This window comes from Deinococcus aerolatus, assembly GCF_014647055.1.
Classification (GTDB): Bacteria; Deinococcota; Deinococci; order Deinococcales; family Deinococcaceae; genus Deinococcus; species Deinococcus aerolatus.
Window position 1 is genome coordinate 1 of the sequence record NZ_BMOL01000014.1, and the last position, 21915, is coordinate 21915.

General features: G+C 62.5%; 15 protein-coding genes and 2 pseudogenes. 5 read left to right on the forward strand and 12 right to left on the reverse strand.

Annotated features, from left to right (window positions below; all coding sequences use genetic code 11):
- Positions 1 to 298: 298 nt before the first annotated feature.
- The 12 genes and pseudogenes from IEY31_RS13635 to IEY31_RS19080 all read right to left on the reverse strand — a co-directional run bounded on the left by IEY31_RS13635 (position 299) and on the right by IEY31_RS19080 (position 15658).
- Positions 299 to 3553: a diguanylate cyclase gene (locus tag IEY31_RS13635; protein WP_188972919.1), complete on the reverse strand. Its 3255-nt coding sequence runs from the start codon at positions 3551 to 3553 to the stop codon at positions 299 to 301.
- A 10-nt stretch (positions 3554 to 3563) separates the two neighbouring features.
- Positions 3564 to 5414: a sensor domain-containing phosphodiesterase gene (locus IEY31_RS13640; RefSeq protein WP_229723617.1), complete on the reverse strand. Its 1851-nt coding sequence runs from the start codon at positions 5412 to 5414 to the stop codon at positions 3564 to 3566.
- A gap of 290 nt (positions 5415 to 5704) precedes the next feature.
- Positions 5705 to 6667 carry an IS4 family transposase gene (locus IEY31_RS13645; protein WP_188973048.1) on the reverse strand — a complete coding sequence of 321 codons (963 nt, stop codon included), beginning with the start codon at positions 6665 to 6667 and terminating at the stop codon, positions 5705 to 5707.
- A 288-nt stretch (positions 6668 to 6955) separates the two neighbouring features.
- Positions 6956 to 7753, reverse strand: a complete 798-nt coding sequence (locus IEY31_RS13650; RefSeq protein WP_188972921.1) for an IS5 family transposase — start codon at positions 7751 to 7753, stop codon at positions 6956 to 6958.
- Between the two features lie 438 nt (positions 7754 to 8191).
- Positions 8192 to 8530: a hypothetical protein gene (locus tag IEY31_RS13655; protein ID WP_229723621.1), complete on the reverse strand. Its 339-nt coding sequence runs from the start codon at positions 8528 to 8530 to the stop codon at positions 8192 to 8194.
- A 185-nt stretch (positions 8531 to 8715) separates the two neighbouring features.
- Positions 8716 to 10110, reverse strand: coding sequence for a replication initiator protein A (locus IEY31_RS13660; RefSeq protein WP_188972923.1), 1395 nt, complete (start codon positions 10108 to 10110; stop codon positions 8716 to 8718).
- Positions 10111 to 10770: 660 nt separating this feature from the next.
- A pseudogene (locus IEY31_RS13665) lies at positions 10771 to 11244 on the reverse strand (type II toxin-antitoxin system VapC family toxin); the annotation flags it as partial.
- A 19-nt stretch (positions 11245 to 11263) separates the two neighbouring features.
- Entirely contained in the window at positions 11264 to 11629 is a 366-nt protein-coding gene (locus IEY31_RS13670) for a hypothetical protein (RefSeq protein ID WP_188972925.1), read from the reverse strand.
- A 276-nt stretch (positions 11630 to 11905) separates the two neighbouring features.
- Positions 11906 to 13660: a LuxR C-terminal-related transcriptional regulator gene (locus IEY31_RS13675; RefSeq protein ID WP_188972927.1), complete on the reverse strand. Its 1755-nt coding sequence runs from the start codon at positions 13658 to 13660 to the stop codon at positions 11906 to 11908.
- Between the two features lie 698 nt (positions 13661 to 14358).
- Positions 14359 to 14478, reverse strand: coding sequence for a recombinase family protein (locus IEY31_RS18710; RefSeq protein WP_308424331.1), 120 nt, complete (start codon positions 14476 to 14478; stop codon positions 14359 to 14361).
- A 331-nt stretch (positions 14479 to 14809) separates the two neighbouring features.
- Positions 14810 to 15255, reverse strand: a pseudogene (locus IEY31_RS18715) (phosphotransferase-like protein).
- A gap of 178 nt (positions 15256 to 15433) precedes the next feature.
- The gene (locus tag IEY31_RS19080) at positions 15434 to 15658 is read right to left on the reverse strand and encodes a DDE-type integrase/transposase/recombinase (protein WP_188972929.1); all 225 of its coding nucleotides are present in this window, start codon (positions 15656 to 15658) and stop codon (positions 15434 to 15436) included.
- Positions 15659 to 15925: 267 nt separating this feature from the next.
- Between IEY31_RS19080 and IEY31_RS13695 the strand changes: the two genes are divergently transcribed.
- From IEY31_RS13695 to IEY31_RS13715, 5 genes are all read left to right on the forward strand, one after another.
- Positions 15926 to 18253, forward strand: coding sequence for an ATP-binding protein (locus IEY31_RS13695; RefSeq protein ID WP_268238959.1), 2328 nt, complete (start codon positions 15926 to 15928; stop codon positions 18251 to 18253).
- Positions 18254 to 18731: 478 nt separating this feature from the next.
- The gene (locus IEY31_RS13700; RefSeq protein WP_229723626.1) at positions 18732 to 19094 is read left to right on the forward strand and encodes a hypothetical protein; all 363 of its coding nucleotides are present in this window, start codon (positions 18732 to 18734) and stop codon (positions 19092 to 19094) included.
- Positions 19095 to 19434: 340 nt separating this feature from the next.
- Complete coding sequence (locus IEY31_RS18725; protein WP_229723627.1) at positions 19435 to 19602, forward strand: helix-turn-helix transcriptional regulator; 168 nt, start codon at positions 19435 to 19437, stop codon at positions 19600 to 19602.
- 343 nt (positions 19603 to 19945) lie between these two features.
- Positions 19946 to 20875 carry an SDR family oxidoreductase gene (locus tag IEY31_RS13710; RefSeq protein WP_188972935.1) on the forward strand — a complete coding sequence of 310 codons (930 nt, stop codon included), beginning with the start codon at positions 19946 to 19948 and terminating at the stop codon, positions 20873 to 20875.
- Complete coding sequence (locus IEY31_RS13715) at positions 20872 to 21774, forward strand: PDZ domain-containing protein (protein WP_188972937.1); 903 nt, start codon at positions 20872 to 20874, stop codon at positions 21772 to 21774. The genes IEY31_RS13710 and IEY31_RS13715 overlap by 4 nt, the downstream gene beginning before the upstream one ends.
- Positions 21775 to 21915 lie beyond the last annotated feature (141 nt).

The window sequence follows — 21915 nt, forward strand, 5'->3', positions numbered from 1 at the left end:
AAGATGGCTTGGTAGAGTCGGGACGCGTCCCCGGTGGCATTTTCGGTTGTCACAAACAGAAAGTGTCTCCTACCGGGGACCCTTTCTCATACTTTGTGTCAGGCCGTCAGGTGGTTGGGGAGTCCTGGCGGAGGGCCAGAGACATGAGGCACTGATTGAAACCGTCGAAAACCTGGTGTACGAGGACATGATCCCTCCGATGGTGCCTCACCTAGCTAAAAGCCTCCCCTGACGATTTTCAGACGTACTTTAACGGAAACGCCGCAAAACCGGGTCACCCCTCCCCCAATGTCATTGGCTACGCATCACCTTGTTGAGGCGCTTCGTCATGTAGGCCGGCGCGAGCAGGCAAATCCGTGGCGTTCTCAGCGTTGATTACCCGGTTGCGGCCCTCGTGTTTTGCCCGGTATAGCGCCAGATCTGCGGCCCGCACCAGCCCCGCCAACTCCCGGCCATGCTGTGGAAACGTCGCTACCCCCATTGAAGCACTCACGCCCTCCAGAACGTCCCCCCGATTCATGATTTTCAGGTTGGTGATCGCTTCTCGTACCTGCTCGGCCCGGGCGAACGTCTGCTGCTGGGTGGCTCCTGTCAACAGCAGTGTGAACTCCTCACCACCGTACCGGCAGGCCACATCCTCCGCCCTGACACTCTCCTTGAGCACGCCACCCAACGCCTTGAGCAGCACGTCTCCGACCTCGTGCCCGTGTGTGTCATTGAACAGCTTGAAGTGATCGACGTCGAGCATGACGATTCCCATACACTCGCCCTTCCGCTCCGCCCGTCGCAACTCACGCTCGAACGTCTCTTCCAGGTAACGTCTGTTGAACAGCCCCGTCAGCGGATCCCGAATCGACTGCTGCCTCAAGGTCTCCCGCAGACGCAAGTTGACCATGGCGAGCGCGACCGACTCTGCTACCGTCTGAGCCAGACGCACCTGACGTTTCGAGAATGCAGATTCGCCTCCTTCAAGGTACAGGAGGCCGACCGTTTCCCCCTGTGCCAGCATCGGGACACACAGCGTCGCTCCCATGGCCTGATGGTGCTTGCAGCTCAGTGCGCTGCCCGCTGAAGCGAACAGCCGCCCCCGTCTCAACCCCCAGCATTCTTCGGGTCCAAACAGGAAGGTGCTCGAGGACTCGCCATTCCAGGACACCAGCTCCTCAAGGCCATTTTTTGAAGCGCCGTACGCATAGAGCTTCCCCGGTATGTCGGGGAACAGCTGGGCGACATGCTGGGCAACCACCTGCTCGACTTCGTGGAAGCTGAAGCACGCCTGCAACATCTCGCTCATCTCGCTGAGTACCCCAGCTTCGCCGTTGAGCTGCTCGAGTTCCTCAACCTGGACCTGGAGCTCTTGGCTGAGCCGCTGAAGGTCGGTGGTCCGCTCCTCAACGCGGCGTTCCAAGTCGTCGCGCGCCGCCCGCAATTCTTCCTCTGCCTGCTTGATGTCCGAGATGTCCTCGACCACCGCGATGAAGTACTGCGCTTCACCCTCTTCGCTGCACCTCAGCGAGCCGGTGACATTCACCCAGACCAGCCCCCCATCTTTACGGTAGTAGCGCTTTTGCATCGAGTAGGTGCGGATCGTGCCTGCCCGGAGCTGATCAGCGTAGCCCAGGTCCTCTTCCAAGTCCTGCTCGTATGTCATCTCCGGGAACGACAGGGCAAGCAACTCGTCGCGCGAGTACCCGACGATGTCACACAGCCTCCCGTTCACTTCCAGCCACCGACCATCCAGGCCTACGTGCGCGATCCCGACTGCCGCCTGATCGAACGTGGTCCTAAAACGCGCTTCGCTCTCGAGCAGCGTCTGTTCTGTCTGGAGCCGTTCGGTGATGTCCCGGATCACCGAGGTCAGCAGCCGCTGCCCCCGGACGACGACCTCCGAGGTGGTTTCTTCGACCGGGAAGACCGTTCCGTCTGCCCGCTCGGCGTGCATCCGCTGCCCGTCCGTTTCGATCACACTGGACGCGGCCAGCCGTAAGTCTGATTGCAGAGAAGGGCGGAAGTGCTCCAGGGACTGCCCCAGCGCCGCAGATGCGTCCAGCCTGAACATTTGCTCGGCGGCCGCATTGAACACCACGATCGAGCCCTGCTCATCGGAGGTGATGATTGCGTCGGTCACGGTGTCGATGATGCCCGCGAGTCGCGCCTCTCCATCCTGGGCGGCCGAGAACAGTTGGACATTCTCGATAGTGCCTGCAGCACGCCTGGCCAGTTCTTCGGCCAGTTCCAGGTCCTCGGGTACATATGGCTTCTCGGCATTCGACGAGGCCAAAGCCATCGCGCCAATCACCCGGCCACGGGTAGTGAGCGGAACAGTTATCAGCGACTCCAGTCTCATGGCACGTAAAATCTCGCGTTTACTGACGTCCGGGATAGCGTCAATCACGGTCCCCACTCCGGCCCCCACCAGAGAAGAACGCCCGGTCCGGTAGACCTGCGCGACGCCGTGCGGATCTTGCATGTTCAACGGGTAGTGGTCCATCAGGGCGTTCAGGAGAGGCAGTTGGCCAGGATCGCGGTGAACGGCGGTCGTCAGCTGTAGTTGACCAGTCTCGTCCGCCAGGAAAATGGTGGCCCAATCAGCCACGTTCTCGACCGCTAGCTGACCCAGGTGCTGAAGGGCATCATGGATGTTCAAGGAGGAGGACAGCAGAGCACTCGCCGCTGCCAGGAAAGCCAGACGCTCACGAGATTCTTCAATCACCGCCCTGCCCCGTACGCGGTCCAGCGCCTGGGCACACTGCAGCGCAAATGCCAGCACAAACTCCTGCGCCTGGGAGCCGAACGTCTGCTCCGTCTGGAAACTCAGGACCAGAACGCCTAGCGCCCGCCCTTCCACCAGCAGCGGCAGAGACGCCAGACTCCGCGTCTGTGCCGAGCGAAGCTCCGCACGCCCGGCATACCGCTGATCGAGCGCTTTACCATGCAGGAACGCCGGCTCTCCTGTCCGCACGGCTTCGCAGGGTGGGTAGTGCTCAGCCAGCGGAACAGATTTCGCGTTCGCCCGCAGGGTTTCGGGATAGCCGATGTCACCCGTCAGGTCCAGGTTCTCCCCGGTCAGATTCAGCTCGAATACGGCGCCCAGATATGCGCCCATCGTCGAGACGGCCTGCGACAGCGTGACCTCGATCACTTCGCTCGGAGTGGCACACTTCGCCAGGGCCGCACTGAGCTGCTGTAATTGCATCATCCGGTTGACTTCCGTGGTGTCTTTGACGTGAACCACCAGATTGTCTTCTATCGGCGTGAGGAACAGCCGGAACCACACGGCCAGCGCGACGTTATGAAGTTCGTACTCCACGGTTCGCTGTTCGCTGCAGGCCGTCTGACACGCCTGATCCCAGTGCGCTGACAGGAGATGCCCGAACTCCTGAGCAATGTCGCAGCCAAGCACCGCTTCAGGGTTCCGGCGCACCAGACCGGCTGCCAACGCATTCGCGTAGATCACTCGTCCAGCAGCATCTAGCACGAAAAGTGCTGATGGCATGCTGACAAGCAGGGTTTCCAAGGTTCTGGGAGGCAAAACAGGGGTGAATGAAGTCATGGAAAGTCCTTCAGTCGCCATACGCCGGGTTACGAACTTCGGTAGAGAGGGTAGGCCGCGGCCCGGACGGCTCGGCGTGTTTAGAAAGTGGTTCCGGGCGTCCGAACAGATACCCCTGAAAGTAAGTGCATCCCACCTTCAGTAGGAGATCTGCCTGCTTGGGGGTCTCGATGCCCTCCGCCACAGTCGGAATTCCAAGCGCCCTGACGAGTGTCATGATCCCTCGCATCACCTCCAGCGCCCGCTTCCCAGCGGGCGTGTCCTCTCCGATTGGTGCAGTGAAGCTACGATCAATCTTCACGAGCTGGATCGGCAGGTTCGTCAACGCTGTCAGGCTGCTGTAGCCGTTCCCGAAATCGTCCAGCGCTGTTCGCACTCCCAGCATATTCAACTCATGAAGCACCGCAGCGAAGCGGGGTTCCAGCATGCTGCTCTCGGTAAGTTCCAGCCAGATTCGCTGCGGCTCAACGCCACTCTCCGTCAGGACCCGCCGCAGGTGCTCCGCGAAATCCACTTGCCGGATCTCCAGGGCGCTGACGTTCACCGAGACCCTCTGAAGCTGCCCTGTTTTTACGGCATCGACCGCCTGACGAAGCACCCAGCGGCCGATCGGCACGATCAGCCCGGAGGTCTCAGCCAACGGAATGAAGTCCAGCGGGCTCACCATCCCCGAGGGCCTGATCCAGCGGAGCAGCGCTTCATGCGCCACCACAGCCTGACTCTCGGCATGCACCACCGGCTGGAAGTACAGCTGCAACTCATCCTGTTCAAGTGCCCGGTGAAGAGCGGTCAGACGCTCCACCTGGAGCGTGGTTCGCTGATCCTCTTGCCGCTGAAAGGACGCGTAGCCTCCACCCGCCCGTTTGACCCGGTACATGGCGGCGTCCGCATGGCCCAGCAGGGCGTCCAGTTCCCTTGCATCGTCCGGGTACACGCTCAAGCCCAAACTCCAGTGGACGAACACCTCCTGACCCGAAATCACGAACGGCACCGCGAAAGCGTCTTGCAAGCGCTTCGTCACCAGGGCAATGTCCGCAACCGAGGGAACATCGGTGAGAAGCAGCACGAACTCGTCTCCGCTCATCCGGGCCACCACGTCGCTGATCCCCACGGCTTCTTTCAAGCGGTGCGCGACGTCTTTGAGGAGTTGATCACCCTCAGCATGACCGAAGGTGTCGTTGATCAGCTTAAAGCGGTCGAGATCCAGGAGCCCCACCACCACCTTTTCCCCGGAGACGTCGGCGCGCCTGCAGGCTTCAGTGAGGTGCTGGCGGAACTGAACGCGGTTGGGAAGACCGGTGAGTGCATCGTTCATTGCCACATGGCCGAGCTCGAGGAGAGCCTGACGCCACTTCAACTCGGCCATCGCCATCTGGGCGAAGGACGCAAGCAGGACCTGTTCTTTCTCGCTAAACTCCCGAGGTTCCGTTCCGATGACGCAGAAGGTGCCGATCTTCTGGCCCTCAGGCGTAACGAGGGGGGCCCCGGCGTAAGAGCGGATGTGTGGCTCGCCGAGGACATTGGGATAGGTGCGAAATTGCTCGTGCTGGGTGGCGTCCGGGATGACCGTCACGCCGTCCTGAGCGATCGCGACCGAACAGAACGATTCGCTGCGGGGCGTCTGAGACATCGCAAGGCCGTGGGTGGCCTTGAACCACTGCCGGTCCTCTCCAACGAAAGTGATCAGGGCCATGGGCATGTCGAACACGCGGACGGCCAACTGCACAAGGTGATCGAACTGCGGTTCTGGGGGCGTATCGATGATCGCGAAGCGGTGGAGGGCAGCCAGCCGCAACTGCTCAGCTGTAGGCAGGACGACCTCCGACAATCCGCTGGGGTCTGTGCCATGGGTGAGAGTCACAAGATACTATATTAATAATTACTTTATATTTTTCTTAAACTGTGTCTATTCAACTAGACTTAATTCGGGCATACAGTTGCTGTCCAACGTAGATCCTTCTGGCTTCCGGAGAGCTAAAGATACGCTGGTAAACTGCTAGCATGCTGAGCTTTATTCAGCTTCTGGACGAAGAAAAATGTCTCGAGGTTATGCGGCAACTCCGTTGGCCCGATGGGGCGTGACGTGCCCGCACTGCCACGCGCCGCATGTCGTCAAACAAGGCCAGGACCTCTGTACCGGACATCTTGCCTTTAAACTCTGTCTGGCATGGGAAATGGAGTCCTCAGCAGCTTGATCAGGCAGGCTGACTCGGGCAACATCCAGCGCAGCGCATTGCAGAGACGTTCGGCGCCGTAGCGCACGAGACTCATGGCCGAGCGGCCATGAGCTTTCACCTTGACCGGCACCTGTGCGTGGAGCCACACCCCTACCCGCAGGCAACTGACCCAGGCCAGGATGACCAGCCCGAACAGGCGTTCCAGCCGAGTGGCTTGAGTGATGCCGGTGCGCTCCAGGTCAAAGCCGCGGACCTTGAGGCTGGCGAAGGTACACTCCACGGTCCAACGCGCCCGGTATAGAACGCAGGTGTCCCATACGCTGAAATCCGTTGCGATCGCCACCAGATCCCCTGCGGGGGATCTGGTGGCCACGACCTGCATCACCTCACCGTACACGTAGGCCTTCTCGGCGAGGCACCGCACCTCCCCAACCTTCAGATCACCGAACCATGTGTCCACGCGGAGCTCGTCGACGACGGCATTCTTCCGGATACGGATGGCCCGCTTGATCCCCTTCCGTCTCAAGAAGCGGAACCACTCGCCGCCGATAAATTCCCGGTCGGCGACCAGGCCCTTCCAGCGGGCCACTGGAAGGGCCTTGAGCAGTCTGGAGATCAGCTGAATTCGCCTCACCGTGCCGCTGTTGCCATCGTGATCGAGGGCGGTCCAGACGAGAGGCACCGTATATCCGTGAAGGACGACTCCAAGGACCAGGAGGTTCAGGGGTGACTCGCCACGCTCCCAGGTGGTGCGGTCCATGCTCAACAGCAACTTCCCTGGGGGCAACAAGGCCAGGAGAAACGCCAGGAAGACGGGCTCTGTGAGTTGAGGATCCCGGCAGCCTCGTTCCACCCGACGTCTCTTCGCCTCGATCGAGCTGATTCCGGGGAGGTGGGCGCACAGGTCACTTTGATTTACGCTCCTGGCCGTGACCATCGCGAAGACGATGTCCACGACACGCTGCAGCGTGTCGTGGCGCAGGAAAGGGACGCAGGCTTTGAAGTGGTGGGTCAGTTCGGTACGCTGGAGATCGGCGGGTTTTGAGGTCGTCACACACCCAAAACACCGCCGATTGTCGTGCTGGTTCGCGACCCTTCACACGTTCAGGGATTTCCCGTCCAGCACAACCTCAACTCGAAGATGTCCGGTACAGAGGGCCAGGACGATACCCAACGGTTTAGACAGCGATATCGCTGTCTGAATTGCTAGAGGCTGCCAGGAACCCTACCCAAGAAAGGGCCTGATTTTCGCCAACATCAGAACGCAAGCAGCGACGAAATGAAAGCCGATAAGAGTGGAAGAAAGGCGTTCCAAATCTCGTCCCAGGCGACGAAAGCGTGATAACCACGCCAGGGAACGCTCGACCACCCAGCGCCTCGGGAGCAGCACGAAGCCACGTGAAGCGTCTGAACGCTTCACGACCATCAGTTCGATATTGCTCTGCCTGGCCGCGTCCTGAGTCGCTTGTCCGGTATCGCCCTGATCCACGAAGGCGACTTCCAGCATCCCGCCGGTGATCGCCTGTGCTTCTCGGCACAGGTCTTTGACCTGTGCCCGGTCCTGTTCATGCGCTGGGGACGTCATCAGGGTCACGAGGTGGCCCAGCATATCGACGACCAGATGGACTTTGGTGCCCTTGCGCCGCTTGGCGCCGTCATACCCGGCACGATGGCCGCTCTCTGGCGTGCTCTGTAGGGTTCGACTATCCACGATGATTGCGGTGGGTTCCCCACCGCGTTGCTGCTGCACTCGGGTGAACAGTCGCAGGTCATGCACGGCGTTTTCAAAGCAGTGGGCAGCGAACCAGCGCTGAGCCTGAGATCGCACGATCTCAGGCGGGGGAAAGTCATGCGGTAAATATTCCCATTGCGCTCCAGTGCGGCTCATCCAAAACAATGCGTTCAACACGTCTCGGAGGGGATATTTCCGCTGTGGAGCGTGTTCTGGACTCAGGGCCAGATACGGCAGCAGAAAGTGGTACGTCTCGTCATCGACATCGCTGGGGTAGGCACGTCGCGTCATACCCGATGCTGAACCCAGCAGATTCCCTCCCGCAATTTTGGATGGCCTGTCTTCCAGCCTCTAGCCCAGAAACCTGGTTTGGGTGAACCGAACTGTGTATTGGCGCCCAGGGGTGGATTTCTGTTCCTGCATTAGTCGCACCCCAGGGAGGCTCAGCCACGCCTTGACCCATGTTGGCCAAAATTCGGCCCTTCGCCAGGTTAAGCCCTACGACAGCTGCCCTCGCTCGTGAACCGCTGGCATGGCCGCGTTCTCATCCTCCAGAATCGTCCCCATCATGTGTAGGCGGCGGCCCTGCTCAACGAGCGTGGTGGCAAAGCTCTGCCGTTTCCCGCGACACACGCAGGTTCTTGAGTTCGTCGCACAGACTTACCACTTGCCGCCCGTCATCGCCGCGATCCCCTACTTCATGCGGCCATCCTCGGCCCATCATGGCTGTCACAACTTGCGAGTGGGCGTGACACGACTGGCCCGGCGTCCGAGGCTCCCTTTCAGACGGCGGGCGACGGCCTGAACACATCTCCGGCAGGTGAGCGGCCCGATGACCTGAGGCTCTTCAGCGTAAAGCTGCGGTCCACGGCCACACAGCGCCGCGCCATCTGAAAGGCGCACCAGATGCGTCGCGCCGCCGGGCGCAAGCTGAAAGGCGTACGGCCCGCTGAAGTGGTGACGGGCCGCGATCTCGGCACAGGCCTGCTCAAAGGGGAGGTCGCGCAGGTCCGCGTGCTGCGGCGCGGTGTGGTGACGCAGGGCGGCGGGAGACTGGGGTGCGGCCATGGTCAGCACTGTAGTGCGGCGATGGAACAGCATTTCAGCAGCCGTCATACGCCTGGGACTGTGGTCAACACCCCGGGCCTGCCCGATGATCGACACGTTTCGCTCGCCTTCACCTGCGCAGGCGTGGAGCCGCTCATCACGCAGAACCCGAAGCACTGTCCAGGCAAGACCAGGCGCCAGCTCCGTTACTCTGCCGGGAGCAGCGGGTTAAGCCGCCGCTTGAGGCGGCCAATCTGCTCCGGCAACCCCGAACGGGCGGTGGCCTCCAACAGCTCGCGGGTCAGCGCCACCGCCCCGATCTCGCCACTCCGGGCCAGGTGTTCGAGCTGGCCCCACTGCCCGGCGTTCAGATGCTTTTTGAGCAGCACCTGCAAGGTGCTGCGTTGGGCCGCCCACTGCACTTCTGGGGACGCCGCACCAAGTTGGTCCAACTGCGCCTCGGTCCTGGCCTGCGCCGCCTGTTCAGCGGCCACCTTCTGCTGGCCCAGGCGATTGGTCCGCTCCTCGCGCTGCCGTTCAGGCGTGACGAAGTCGGCAGGCAGATCGTACTTGGCCGGATGCTCCAGAAAATCGGCCACCAGTCCACCCGGATTGCGCACCCCACCCTGCATGGCCCGCCGATGTTCAAGAAAACGCAGGGCTTCTTCCACCCGCTCGGGATGCTGCCCCGCCAGCGCGGTGGCCCGGGCCACCGTCACCCCCGCGTTTCGCAGCAGCCGCACCAGCGTTGGATCCGCCGCATCTACATCTGCAAAGGTGTAGTGGGCCACCGCCGCCTTGCCTCGCCCCTCGATTACGGCGCGCTCCAAGTAGTGGTTGGCCAGCAGCTCCTCATGTGCCGCCCCCAGCGCCCGGCGCACCAGATCGCTGCGGTCCGTGGTCAGTCCGGTGGCCTGCCGCCACTCGGTCAGCGGCACCTGGAGTTCCCTGAGCATCTGGCCGTCGTCCTGCCGACGGTGTGCCTGAAGGGTGCGGTACAGCGCCCGTGCGGGCGGCTGTTCCAGACGGTGCAGCAGCTGCCCGTCCAGGACCTGTGAGCTTCCGGCCCGGATGCTGTCGGCCAGTTGCTCGCCCAGCCGGATGCTCAGCGTCGCCTCGCTTTCCAAGGCACTCAGCTCACCGTCGTCCTCACTGTCGCGGTAGCGCAGCCCTTCGAAGAAACGCACCCCCACATTGTCCCAGCGCACCCTCTGGGTGCCCGCCAAAGACGACTTGCGGCCCACGATCACGCTGGTGAAATACAGCCGCCGGATGCTCTGACGCAGGCGGTGGTAGTTCTCCCCGTTGTTGGCCAGGCCCATCAGCTCGCGGACCTCGTACGCGGTGGTGTGGACCCAATTGTCATCGGGACAGCCTTTGACGACAAACAGCGTTTCGAGCGACACCAGCGTATCGGTGTCGATGCCGTGTGGGCGGCCCTGGGGCGTAATGGCCTCGATGCGGAAGGTGCGGGCGTTCACCGTGAACTCGGTGTTCCAGGTGGTCACGCTCTGATCCACACGCGAGTGCATGCTGATGACCCCGAACCGGGCGAAGTTCAGCTCGTCGTGCAAATTGGGGGTTTTGGGCTTCTTCGCCACGCTTGGCTCCTGTTGTTGTTTTTAACTGATGTAAAGATATAAAAAGACAACAACAAGGGGCGTGGCCCACACTGTCCAGGACGCTGTTTTAGCTCAACATCCCGCAAAGGTGTCGCTATTTTGTCCCTCCTTCCCGCAAAGGTATCGCTACTTTCAGGAGGGTTTCACGCGAAGGTATCGTTACAGCGACAGAACTGATCTGCATCCTTCAAAAACTCGGAAAAGCCCTGTGGGATGACAACTCCGGGTTTTCCCGCAAAGGTATCGCTAGTGGGCCATTGGGGCTATCCCGCAAAGGTGTCGCCAGATAGACCCCAGTTCCCGCAAAGGTATCGCTATCCGTACCAACTGGTTTTCTGCTGTGCTGGACCGCGAAATCACCGATTGCAAGATGCGATCCCTCAAAGGTGTCGCGGTCAGGGGACACATCAAACTTCCTCTGGCCGCCCAAGTTTCCCGCAAAGGTGTCGCTATGAAGTGCAGATCGGTGCTCGCATCTCCACCCAGTTCTACGGTGCGCCTTTGTCCTGAGCCTGGTGGCCGCCCACGTCCTCTCGCTGAAGACCAGTCGCCAAAGAAAAAGCCCCACACTCGGTGGGGTGGTGTTCCCGCCGCACATGGGCAGGTCCTGCTGTTGCCACCAACCTAACCCGCGCGCTGTCACAGGAGCATGACGTTCGTCCTGCCTATTAAGAAACGCTCTGTGCGGCTGCCAGTCGTTGAAAAACGCTCGGGGTAATCAGAGAGAACCTTGCCCGGCTGGATCCATCCTCCCTGCGTCCAGTCCTCAAGTTTCAGGTCCGGCACCCGCGCGAACTCGCGGGTGTTATTGGTGACCAGAATCAGGCCGTGAGCAAGGGTCGTGGCCGCGATCTGGAAATCCAAGGGCCCGATGGGCTGCCCGATCTTTTCTAATCCGGCCCGAACCCGTCCGTAGGCGTCCGTGACCTGCGAATCAAAGGGCAGCACCACCAGTTGCGAGGCGAAATCCAGCACGGCGGCGAGATTGTGGTCCAGGCGCGCACTTTTATAGACCCCGTGCAGCAACTCAGCTTCGGTGACGGCGCTCAGGCCCACCTCGCCGGGACGCAAACCTTCTCCAGCCGCCAGCCGCGTTTTTGCAGCCCGCTGTCTTGCCCGGCCACGACCGTGGTCAACGTTCGCCCAGGAATTCGTTCAGGCGCACCAGCCCTGCATACTCACTGCCGCTGAAAACGTTTCCAGTCGCTCTCTGTCCAGAGAACACCAGCACAGTCTGGTGACTTCCGGCGTGATACCAGCGCGCCAGCAGGGTGCCGTCTGTGTAAGTCACCATCCGCATTGAACTGTACCCGGCACGCTCCAACAGACCGGAAAGGCTCTGCATCCGCTGCTCACACTCGGCGCGGGTCAGGGCGTTACCGGCCATTGCAGCCATCTGTGTGCCGAGCGTGTCAGCCTGGCTGGCGTGTACGTGGCCACCTAGCAGGGCGGTTGTGACCATGAGCAGCGAAGCGCGGACGCAAAGGGAAGTGCGCATGATGGATCCTCCGGGGGCAGGTGTTGACCTGCCAGCGCGCTCCACACCGGGGGTGTGGACGCCGAGTGGGGCCACGAGTGATTGCCAGGAACGGGGCGGGAGCGGGAGACCCGACAGCCAGTTCTCTCCTTCCGCAATCAGCACAACGCTGATGTCCCACCGTAGACCGGAGGCCTCAACGGGGACATCCCCAGAATCAGGGCCCTGGTAAAAATAGGTACGTTGGTGCTGGCCTCACCTCTGCACGGGCGGGGTTCAGGTATGCGCGCAGGCTAGTTACGTCAATTCGGTCTCGCTCTCGGATCCGTCCATACCGTTTTGCGCCGCCCAGCGCGCCAGTTCAACGCGGTTATGCAGGCCGAGTTTCCCCAGCATGTTCGTGACATGTTTGCTGACCGTCCCCGGGCTGATCGTCAGCAGCTGAGCAATCCGTTTGTCGGAAGCGCCCTGGACCAGACACCGCAAGACTTCCTGTTCACGCGCGGTCAGGTCGCCTTTTGAATCTACGGACGGCTTGATGACTCCAGTCCGGCCGCTCTTCCCTTCAAGCCAGGCCTCGATCTCAGGCTGCAGGCCCTGGAGATCAAGGCGAGCCCCAGCCGCCCGCTCCATGTCATACCTGCGGCCCAGCAGGGCAGGCAACTCCGTCTCCAGGCGGCGCACCTGCGGTATGAAGCACACTGTCCACGGTTTTCCCAGAGGAGCGCGCACCGCTTCTGCCAGACCGAACAGCCGAGCCGCGAACCTGTCCAGGCCTGCCTCCCGTGCGTAACTGGCCAGAACCAGCAGCATCATGGCGCTCAGGCCGGGCATCTGCAGCTGCTGGGCGGCATTCCAGGCCTCCCTCACAAGGTCCACCGGCATCATTCTGACTCCATCCAGGAATCCGGCCCAGACCCGCAGCATCAGAATGAACGCGACGCCGTTGCGGTAGCCTGTCTGTTCTGCCAGGGGCTGCGCCCGCTCCAGATATGGGCGTGCCCGGTCGCTCTGACCCATCCGCATGTAGACCACAGCGGTGTTGTGAAGGGTTTCGCTCAGCAGGTAGGCGTCACCAGCCGCCTCGAACCGGGCGGCCAGCTGACCCAGAAGGCTGAGCGCCTGTTCAAAGTCATCGAGACCAGAATGGACGCTCGCGAGAATCCGCAGGGCATGCGTCTCGCCTGCCTCGTCACCCAGCCGACGGTACAGGGCGGCCGCTTCTTCAAGTGTTTCTGCAGTCGTGTCCAGACGCTGAAGGTCCTGCTCGCAGTAGGCCCGCGTGCACAACACGTCTGCTCTCAGCTTGGGTTCCTCATGGGAGCCGGGGAGGGCCAGGGCCCGCCTGGCCCACTCGAGTTCCACCTGCAATTGGTCCGCGCCTTCCCAGTAAGGGGCCAGGGCCTGCACCAGGCGCAGCGCTTCCCGGCTCCGGTGACGGTCCATGAACCAAGCCAGTGCCTCGCTCAGGTTCGCCTCTTCAACCTGGAGCCTGGCCTGCCAGTCCGGCGTCAGCCGTTCGACGTCCCGCTCTGCACCCTCCGCCAAGTGCAGGAAATACGTGGCATGCCGGTCCCGCAGCGTGTCGTCTTCAGCGATTTTGAGCCGTTCAGTGGCAAATTCCCGAATGGGTTCCAGAAGGAACCATCTGGACTCACTTCCGCGCCTCTGTTCGTGGAGCAAATCCGATGACTGCACCAGGCTGTACTCCACCAGACGAATCAACTGCTCCCGCGGGTGCGGCAGGTCAGTAACCGCCGTCAGCGCGTCCAGGGTAAACCCGCCAATGAACGTGCCGCATGCGGTGAATACCTGACGTTCCTCCTGGGTCAACAGGTCGTAACTCCACCCGATGGCATCCCGCAGAGACCGTCCGTGGTGGGGACCATCGCTGGGTCCGGCAGTCAGCACTTCCAGAGGACGCTCCAGCCAGGACAGCAGACCCGCGGGCGTCACCACACGTAACCGGGCGGCGGCAAGCTCCAGGGCCAGTGGAATGCCGGCCAGCAAGACACAGATGCGCTCCACATCCACCCGGTTGGTGCCGGTCATGGCAAAGCGTGGGTTTGCAGCCTGAGCGCACACTGTGAACATCTCGACGGCCCCACTTGTGCCCTGTGACCCCGCAGCTGCCGGGAGGCTCAGGGGGTTGAGGTACAGCTCGTGTTCGCCGCGCAGATGGAGGACGGTCCGGCTGGTGACCAGCACGCGCAGATCGGGCAGCAGCGCCAGGAGCTGGCCAACGGCTGATGCGGCGGCCACCACATGTTCGAAATTGTCGAGGATCAGGAGCAGGGGGCCAGGGCCAATGGCCTGAACGATGGCGGCGACGCCTGGTCCCGAGGCCCGCACAGCGGCCGCGATGGTGGGCAGCACCTGAGCTGCGTCCCGAATCGGAGCCAGATCAACCCACAGCGCACCTTGAGCAAAGGTGGGCCCCAGATGGTGCGCGAGCTCTAGCGCGAGCCGGGTCTTGCCGATGCCTCCAGGCCCACGGAGGGTCAGAAGACGGACATGAGGTTGAGCGAGCAGGTCCTGGGCGAGGTGAACGTCAGGGGCGCGGCCGATCAGTGGGGTGGAGGGTAGGGGCATCCCTCCGGACTCGCCCACAACATGTCGGGCGTTCATACTCAAGTATAGGGGCTTCCTCGTGACGCCCCAGGCATCTGCTTCATGCGGCGGTTGCTTGCAACTGGGGTCAGCTGCTCAACTTCAACTCCGTATTGTCGAGGCAACCCCAAGACAGTGTTTTACCTGTTCAAGACGCGCTTGACCTGTACGGCACTCCACGGGCCACCTTTGCGGGTCTTGAAGCCGTGGGCCTCGAGCTGGGCGGCAACCGCGCGCAGGCTCAACCCCTGGCTCCGCAACGTACCGGCGTACGCTGCAACGGGAAGCCCCCATCCGCCAGCGCCCCGGCCACGCCCCAGTGGTGGGCTGGATGAACGGCCAGGGACGAAAGGTATGCGGAGGGTAAGTCCTGATCGTCGAGATGAATAGACCCGAATGAAACTGTGCCGGTGCCACCCAGGTCTCCGTCCCTGTCCGCCGCCACAGCGACCGTCGCGTCACGGTGTAGGGCGGTGATGGGGCGAGGATGAAGTGCTGGGTGAACTGCATCTGTCCGGTACCTGGCTTGTGCGCGGTTGCCGGGCGTTTGCCTCGAGTTCGATGTGTTTAGGGGACGGATCTGGTCCAGGATCAGGACTGCGCCGCGTCTGACCGCAACCCCCTGCAAGCGTCACCCTGCTGCATCCACGCCATTACACGCTGGGCACATTCGTCTGGACTGCCCTGCGAAGTGTCGATAACCAGGTCCCCCTCCCCGTGGGCATGAACCGCCCCGTACAGCAGCCGGGCCAGGCCGGGCGGCCGCTTAGCCTGCGTGGCCTCCCGCTCCGCCTCCCACTGCTCGCTGACTTCCAGGGGCGGCCGGAGCGTGACGAGCAGCGGAAGGAAGGGTTGCCATAACCGAGCCGCTCCTCGAACCACCCACGCTCCAGGAACAGCGCGTCCACGATGACGTTGTTGCCCGAGGTCAGCAGACCGGCCACGGCATGGTGCAGACCCGACACGATCTGTTGCCCCACGGGGTCGATGCCCACATGGGTCACCCGTAGGCCGGGGCCGGGGGCCGTTTGTACCATTGCCTTCGCGTTCCTGACGCTGGAAGGGACCGTAGCGTGCTGGACCGGTCATCCACATCCGGTCCGGTCGTGGCCCATCATCAGGTACGGTTCGTTCAGCGCGGCTTGCAAGACTCGGCAGAAGCTGGTCTTCTCAGCGCTGGAAGAACGACCTGGCCGCCGCGGTGTTCCGGCGTTGTTAAGGGAGGACGTCCAGCACAGCACCATGTTCATCCACGGCCCGCCACAGCCAGTGTGTGACCCCGCCGACGTCCAGGCACATCTCGTCAAGGTGCCACCTCGAACCCCGACGGGGTTCCCGATGACGCAGTCCATGTGCGAAGAGGTCGCTGTACTTGATGCACCAGCTACGAAGAGACTCGCGGGTAACGATGAGCACTTGTTCCACCAACAATTCTTCCACGTCCTAATAGCTGAGGGTGAAACGTTGGTACAGTCAGACGGCATGCCCGATGATCGCGACAGGGAATCGGTGTCGAGGAATCTTCTGATCGCTCAACACCGCGCCACGCTACCAAGACAACTTGTCACAACAAACCCTGGCACACCTCGGCCCACCTCTCCCCTTCTTGCCGTGTTGGCAGAAATGCGTGGCGGGGGTCTGGCAAGTTAAACCAGATAGGCTGCTGAGGAAACAACAACTTGGAACAACCTGGTTCTACACTGATGTATGGAGACCGTTCTAGCCGCGTCCCATTCCCTGAATACTCCCGTGTATGGCCGTACACATGAGCTACAGACCTTGATGCACATGCTTCGCAACGGCACGAGGCTTGTGACTCTCCGCGGGCCGGGGGGCATCGGGAAAACGGCTTTGGCTCAGCACATCGCGCATGCCATGCAGCAGGCGGGTGACCGAGTCGTGTTCGTTGATCTGGCCACGATCCGTGATGCTCATCAGGTGCTTGATACCATCGCGGCTACCCTGCCGGCTGCCGATCGGCACGAGACAGCCCTCCGCACCATCGTCAGTGCAGTCGCCAATCGGCCGACACTCCTGATCCTCGACAACTTCGAACAGATCCTAGACGCCGCGGGTGATCTCCCCGAGTTGCTGGCTGCCGCCGACACCGTGCAGGTGCTGGTCACCAGCCGCACGATTCTGGGGTTGCATGACGAACACGAGTATCCTCTCGAACCTCTCTCTCTGCCAGTATCACTCGAGCGGCTCGAAGACAGTGCCGCGGTCGAGATGTTCGTTCACCGTGTGCAAGCTGTCCAGCCGGAGTTTCAGATCACGCCCGAGAACGCCCGGGAGGTGGCGGCCCTGGTCAACGCCCTCGAGGGTGTACCGCTGGCCATCGAACTCGCGGCGGCTCGCCTGCGGAGCTATACCCTGACGGATCTCCTGCATCACCTCGATCATCCGCTGGCCTTCCTGAAGGCTGATTTCCGTGACCGTCCCGAACGGCTGCGTTCCCTGCGGGCGACTGTCCAGTGGAGTTACGACCTGTTGGGCGATGGTGACCGGGAGGTCTTCGAGTGTTGCGCAATATTCGAGGGCAGTTTCACCCCTGAAGCGTTGGTCGCGGTGTGGCAAGACCCCGCCATTCTTGACAGGGTGGATGCCCTGCTGGAGCACAGCTTCCTGCAACGGCAGGTAGGCTCCACGACCCGCTGGAAAATGCTGCAGCCCTTGCGCGAACATGCTCTCGAAAAGTTGGATGTCAGCAGCACCACCCACACCTGGCGCGACCGTCATGCTCGGTACTACCTGACCATCGCGGTTGAGGCACTGGAGCCGCACGCTGGATTCCATATGATCGCGCAGCAGTACGCGCCGGACTACCCGAACATGCGCGAGGGGCTCACCTGGGCCATCGAACACCAGCAGGCAGAGGTCGCCCTGCGGTACTTGCCTGGCATCAGCCGCATCTGGATTCCGTTTGGCCTGTTCCAGGAAGGGCTGAGGCTTTCACAACGCGCCCTGGCACTTCCCGCCCCCGGCCTGGATTATCTGCGCCCACATGCCCTTCATGCTGTGCTCGAATGCCTGATGGGCCTGGGCCTGTATGAAACATTCATCTCGGTGGCCAGGGAATTACTGGAGGTGAGTCAAGCGCAGGGGGATATCTCGGAGGAGCTTACCGGGTGTCTGGCAGTGGCTCTGGGAGAGCACTGGGCCGGGCGCAATGAGGACGCCGTACGCACGAGTCATGGACTCATTCGGCGCTGCGAGCAGTTGCTGACCGTACCTCCAGAGCAGAGACCTTTCAGCGTTACCGATGGTTGGCTCCGAATGACGATCATCAATGCGTTGAACAATGCAGTGTTCCCCCTGCTCGAACTCGGCGAGTACGAACAGGCACTGCACTTCACCGAGGCGGCAGAGAAATGGGGCCGGCAGAGTGGCGTGCCCGATTACATCAGTTGTCTGGGCCTGGTTCAGTACCATATGGGCCTCTACCGGGAGGCGGCCCAGTCTCTCCTCTCCAACATCCACTATTATCTAGAAAAAGAATTCTGGGCGGAGCTTGCGGCGCAAGTCAAGGAATTCGGCCTGGTTCTCGCGGCCAAGGATGCGCCGAAACTGGCCGTTCAGTTTTTTTCCTTCACGCATCGTCTCGAACACGGGTTGACCGGGGCGGTCGGCCGGTATATCACCACGCTGTTTGACCGGGTTCTGGCCGAGCTGCGGCAAAACATGGGGGATAGAGCCTACCAGCAGGCCTGGCAGGAGGGAGCGTATCTCACGCCGGAGGAGATGCGGCGGAAAGCGGAAGCGTTCGTGCAGAGCCTGCAGGAACAGCACCAGCGCGAAAACACGGCTCCAGCAAGCGGTGGCCCGGGTGCCCATACGCCGAGTCACGGCCTGACGGCCCGTGAAGTGGAGGTGCTGGCGCTGGTGGCGCAGGGCCATCCGGACAGGCGAATCGCGAAGCTGCTGGGCATCAGTCCAGCCACGGCGAGTAAACATGTCGCCAATGTGCTTGGGAAGCTGGGGATGCGGAACCGCGTGGAGCTGGCACGCTGGGCCATGCAACACGAACTGGGCTGAACCACCCCTCAGGTTCGACTACATAGTCCTGATAACACGGCGCACTACCCAGTTCTGCCGATGTACTGCAGGGGGCTCCAGTCTACCGTGAGGCATCGGTCAACCCAGGAGTCAGGAGGATGGCCGTGATCCAGCTGCGTGCACGCTCACCCACCGGTCGTTTCCCCGCCCTCGTCCCCACACAAGGAGTCCTGCCATGAGACCCGAATTCGACCCGCAGCTCAACGGCGCCTGGGACAAAATTCACCGCTATCACGGGGAAGCAGCTGCGGACACCGCGCTGCGCCAGTGCACGGCCGACCGTAAGCCCGTCCTGAGTCGCGGGCTGGGGGCGTGGGTCCGGCGGATCCGGCAGGTACTGCATCGGCGGCCGAGCCCCATCCACCCGAGTTGACGGTCACCCGTCCTTCTGGTGCCCCTGCTGGCAGGGACACGTTCTGGGCAGGAGTCAGCCTGCCCGGGAGGAACCACTATGCCCATGACGACACGCGTGACCCGCTCCACTCGCCTGTTGGTGTTGGTGACTTTTCTGTTGGGAAGCGTACTGGCCAGGCAGGGTGCCACGCTCAGTGCGCAGATGACGGGAATGGCTGGAACGAATCTGACGATGGCAGAATGCCGCGAACGTCTGGAGAAGCTTGGTGCGCTGCTTGAAGGCGCAGGGTACGGAAGCGCACGGACCCACGGGCTGAGCGATGGGACGCTGGCAGCGCGCTGGTACAACCGCACCATGAACAGGACGGCTCTGGCGTTCTCAGGGCAGAACGCGGTGGGGAATGCCTTCACTGTCATTGAGCAGGATGGCGTGGTAGCGGAGAGCGAGCTCATAGCCCTGCCCTGAGAACGGCTGAGGCTAGGCAACGGTGGGTTAAACCTGCAGGCGCGGTTCTTCAAGACCTGCTGCCCTTCCCATCCTTTCACTGGGCCGATTGCTCAACCAGCACGCCGCTGGCGCCTTTAGCCTGTATGGCTGGCTCCTGAAGCCTCAGCGGAATGGGCTAAAGCCCTCGACGAACGTCCCGCACCCTGTTCCTCTATATCCACCACAGTTATATCGACTGCGGTAGGAGAAAGAGATGGAGCATCACCGGTTCTTACTCAGCGCCCCCTCGCCTCTGACCCCCGCGGTGTTCCACGTCCTACTGGCCCTCGCTGACGGCGAAAAGCATGGCTAAGCGATCATGAAAGCCGTCGAGAACCACTCCGACGGCCAGACCCGCATGGGTCCCGGTACCCTCTATGACACCCTCAAGCGCCTGCTGGAGACCGGGCTGGTCGCCGAGAGCGACGACGGCCTGATCCCGCTCTGGATGACCAGCGCCGCCGTTACTACCGCCTCACGCCGCTAGGACAGCGCACCCTTGCAGAGGAAGTCGAGCGCATGCGCCGACTAGTGCAGGTGGCCCACCGAAAGCCTGCTCTGGGCGATCTCTAGACCGGGGGAGGAGAAATGGGCGTTCAGGCTGTCGAGAGGTTAGTGGCCGTGTATCGCGCCCTGTTGCGGCTGTATCCCGCTGAACACCGCGCTGCATACAGCCCACACATGCTTCAGGTGTTTCAGGAAGCAAGCGGAGACCGCATCGCGTGTGGCGTTCTGACCCGCGCGCCCTTGCGAGCGGTGGTCCGTCAAAGAGATCCCATCCCTGCTCCCTTCTCCTGAATCAAGGCCCTCACTCCCACCAGGAGGTTCTTATGGTTCTCGTCGTCGGCGCCACTGGACACCTTGGCCGCAGCATCTGTGAACAGCTCGCCCAGCAGGGCAGAGAGGTATGTGCGGTCGTCCGCCCCTCTTCCCCGCCGGAGCAGGTCGATGCCCTCCGTACCCTGGGAGCTCAGCTCGTGCAGGCCGACCTGAAGGACGCCGCCTCGCTGCTCGCCGCCTGTCAGGGAATGGACGTGGTGATCAGTACCGCCACGACCACCCTGCGTGACCCCACGAAGGATTCGATTCCCGACGTCGATTATCAGGGTGGGTTGAACCTCGTGGAGGCGGCCCGGCAGTCCGGCGTGGGGCACTTCGTGTACGTCTCGTTCCCGGAATTCTACGACGGAGCGCGCCCTTCCCCATTGTCGCAGGCCAAGCGAGCTGTGGAGCGGGAACTACGGCACGGGGAGATGCCCTTCACGATCCTCCAGCCCGGCGTCTTCATGGAAGTCTGGCTCAGCCCAGCGCTGGGCTTTGACCCCCTGAACGCCCGGGCACGTGTACTCGGCAGCGGCGAGGCCCCAATCGGCTGGATCAGCCTGCACGACGTGGCTCGCGCCGCAGTGACCTGCCTGGACCACTCTGACCTCCGCGGGGCCACACTTCCCTTGATCGCCGAGAACCGCAGTATGCGCGAGGTCGTGGGGTTGTTCGAGCAGATCGGCGGGCGGACCTTTGAGCTCGAGCACGTCCCGGTCGAGGCCTTGGAAGCGCAGGTAACCACCGCAAACTCACCTCTTGAACAGAGCTTCGCCGCCCTGATGCTCACCCTCGCGCAGGGAGTAACCATCACACCGGATCCCCGGCAAGACGCCCTGTGCCCTGCGCCGACCACGTTGCCGGAGTATGCGCGCCAGGTGGCGGCGCCCAGCCCTCTGGAGACACCAGAACGTGGAGGGCAGGAGGCTCACCCATGAAACGCTTGCTTGCGGGGATTACGCTCGCCCTTCTGTCTTTTCCTGCCCTGGCCGCGCCGGTGCGTGGCACCCTGACGGGCCGCATCGTGGATTGGCCGGGCGGCCGGGCCGAGCTGAGCATCGAGACCGAGACCGGCGAGTTGCTGGTGACCGGGTCGGTCGACGCTGGGGGCACCTTCAGCGTGCCGTTGCCCACCCGGGTCCCGGAGGCCATCGGCTTGCCCCCGATCAGCGGGTTGTTCGCCCGGCCCTCGAATTATGATCGTGGGTGTCAGGGTGAGGGCACCGCCACACCCACAACCGGCCACTTCAAATTCTTCCAGCTGGTTGTGCGGCGCGGTGCGGAGCGCCTGGGGGACATCACGCTGAAAAGCTCGGCCCGATTGGGGCCATTCACGAGGGCTGTTGACGCGCCCCTGATGTACTTCGATACGTCGACGTCCTTGCAAGGCACGGTCGAGTGCGTGGACCAGAACATGCGAGAGACGCTGAGCGGCACCTTCGGTGCAGGCTGGCATCTCGCGCCGCGCCGGGTGGAGACAGTGACGCCGGAAGGCGGTGAGCGCGCCCGCCTCACCGCGGGGGTACTTCCGTCCGGGCTGGCTTGGCGGTTGTATCAGGAATACGGTGGGGTCGGCATGATGTTCCAGCCAGGTCCCGCTGGAGAGACGGTCGTGGACATCGTCCGCTCAGATCTTCCCGCCGCACGCGCGGGGCTCCAATCTGGCGACGTTCTCCTTACGCTGGAGGGGCGAAGCCTGGAGGGCGTTCCGTTCGCACAGGTGCTCTCGCGCATCCGGGGGCAGGCGGGCACGGCCATCACGCTGGGCGTGCGCCGAAATGGTCAGGCCGCTCCGCTGACGTTCAAGCTGGTGCGGGAACTGGTCCGTCTGCCCTGAAGGCCGAGCTGGGTCGCCGGGCCTTGCTCGAGGTGTCAAGCAGACGCGGCCACCGAGAAGGGTTCAGGTGCGGATCAGGTCATCGTCCGGGGCAGCTCGAACTGGCGGTGTCCCGTTTAGGCTCCGTTGCTGGAGTCTTGC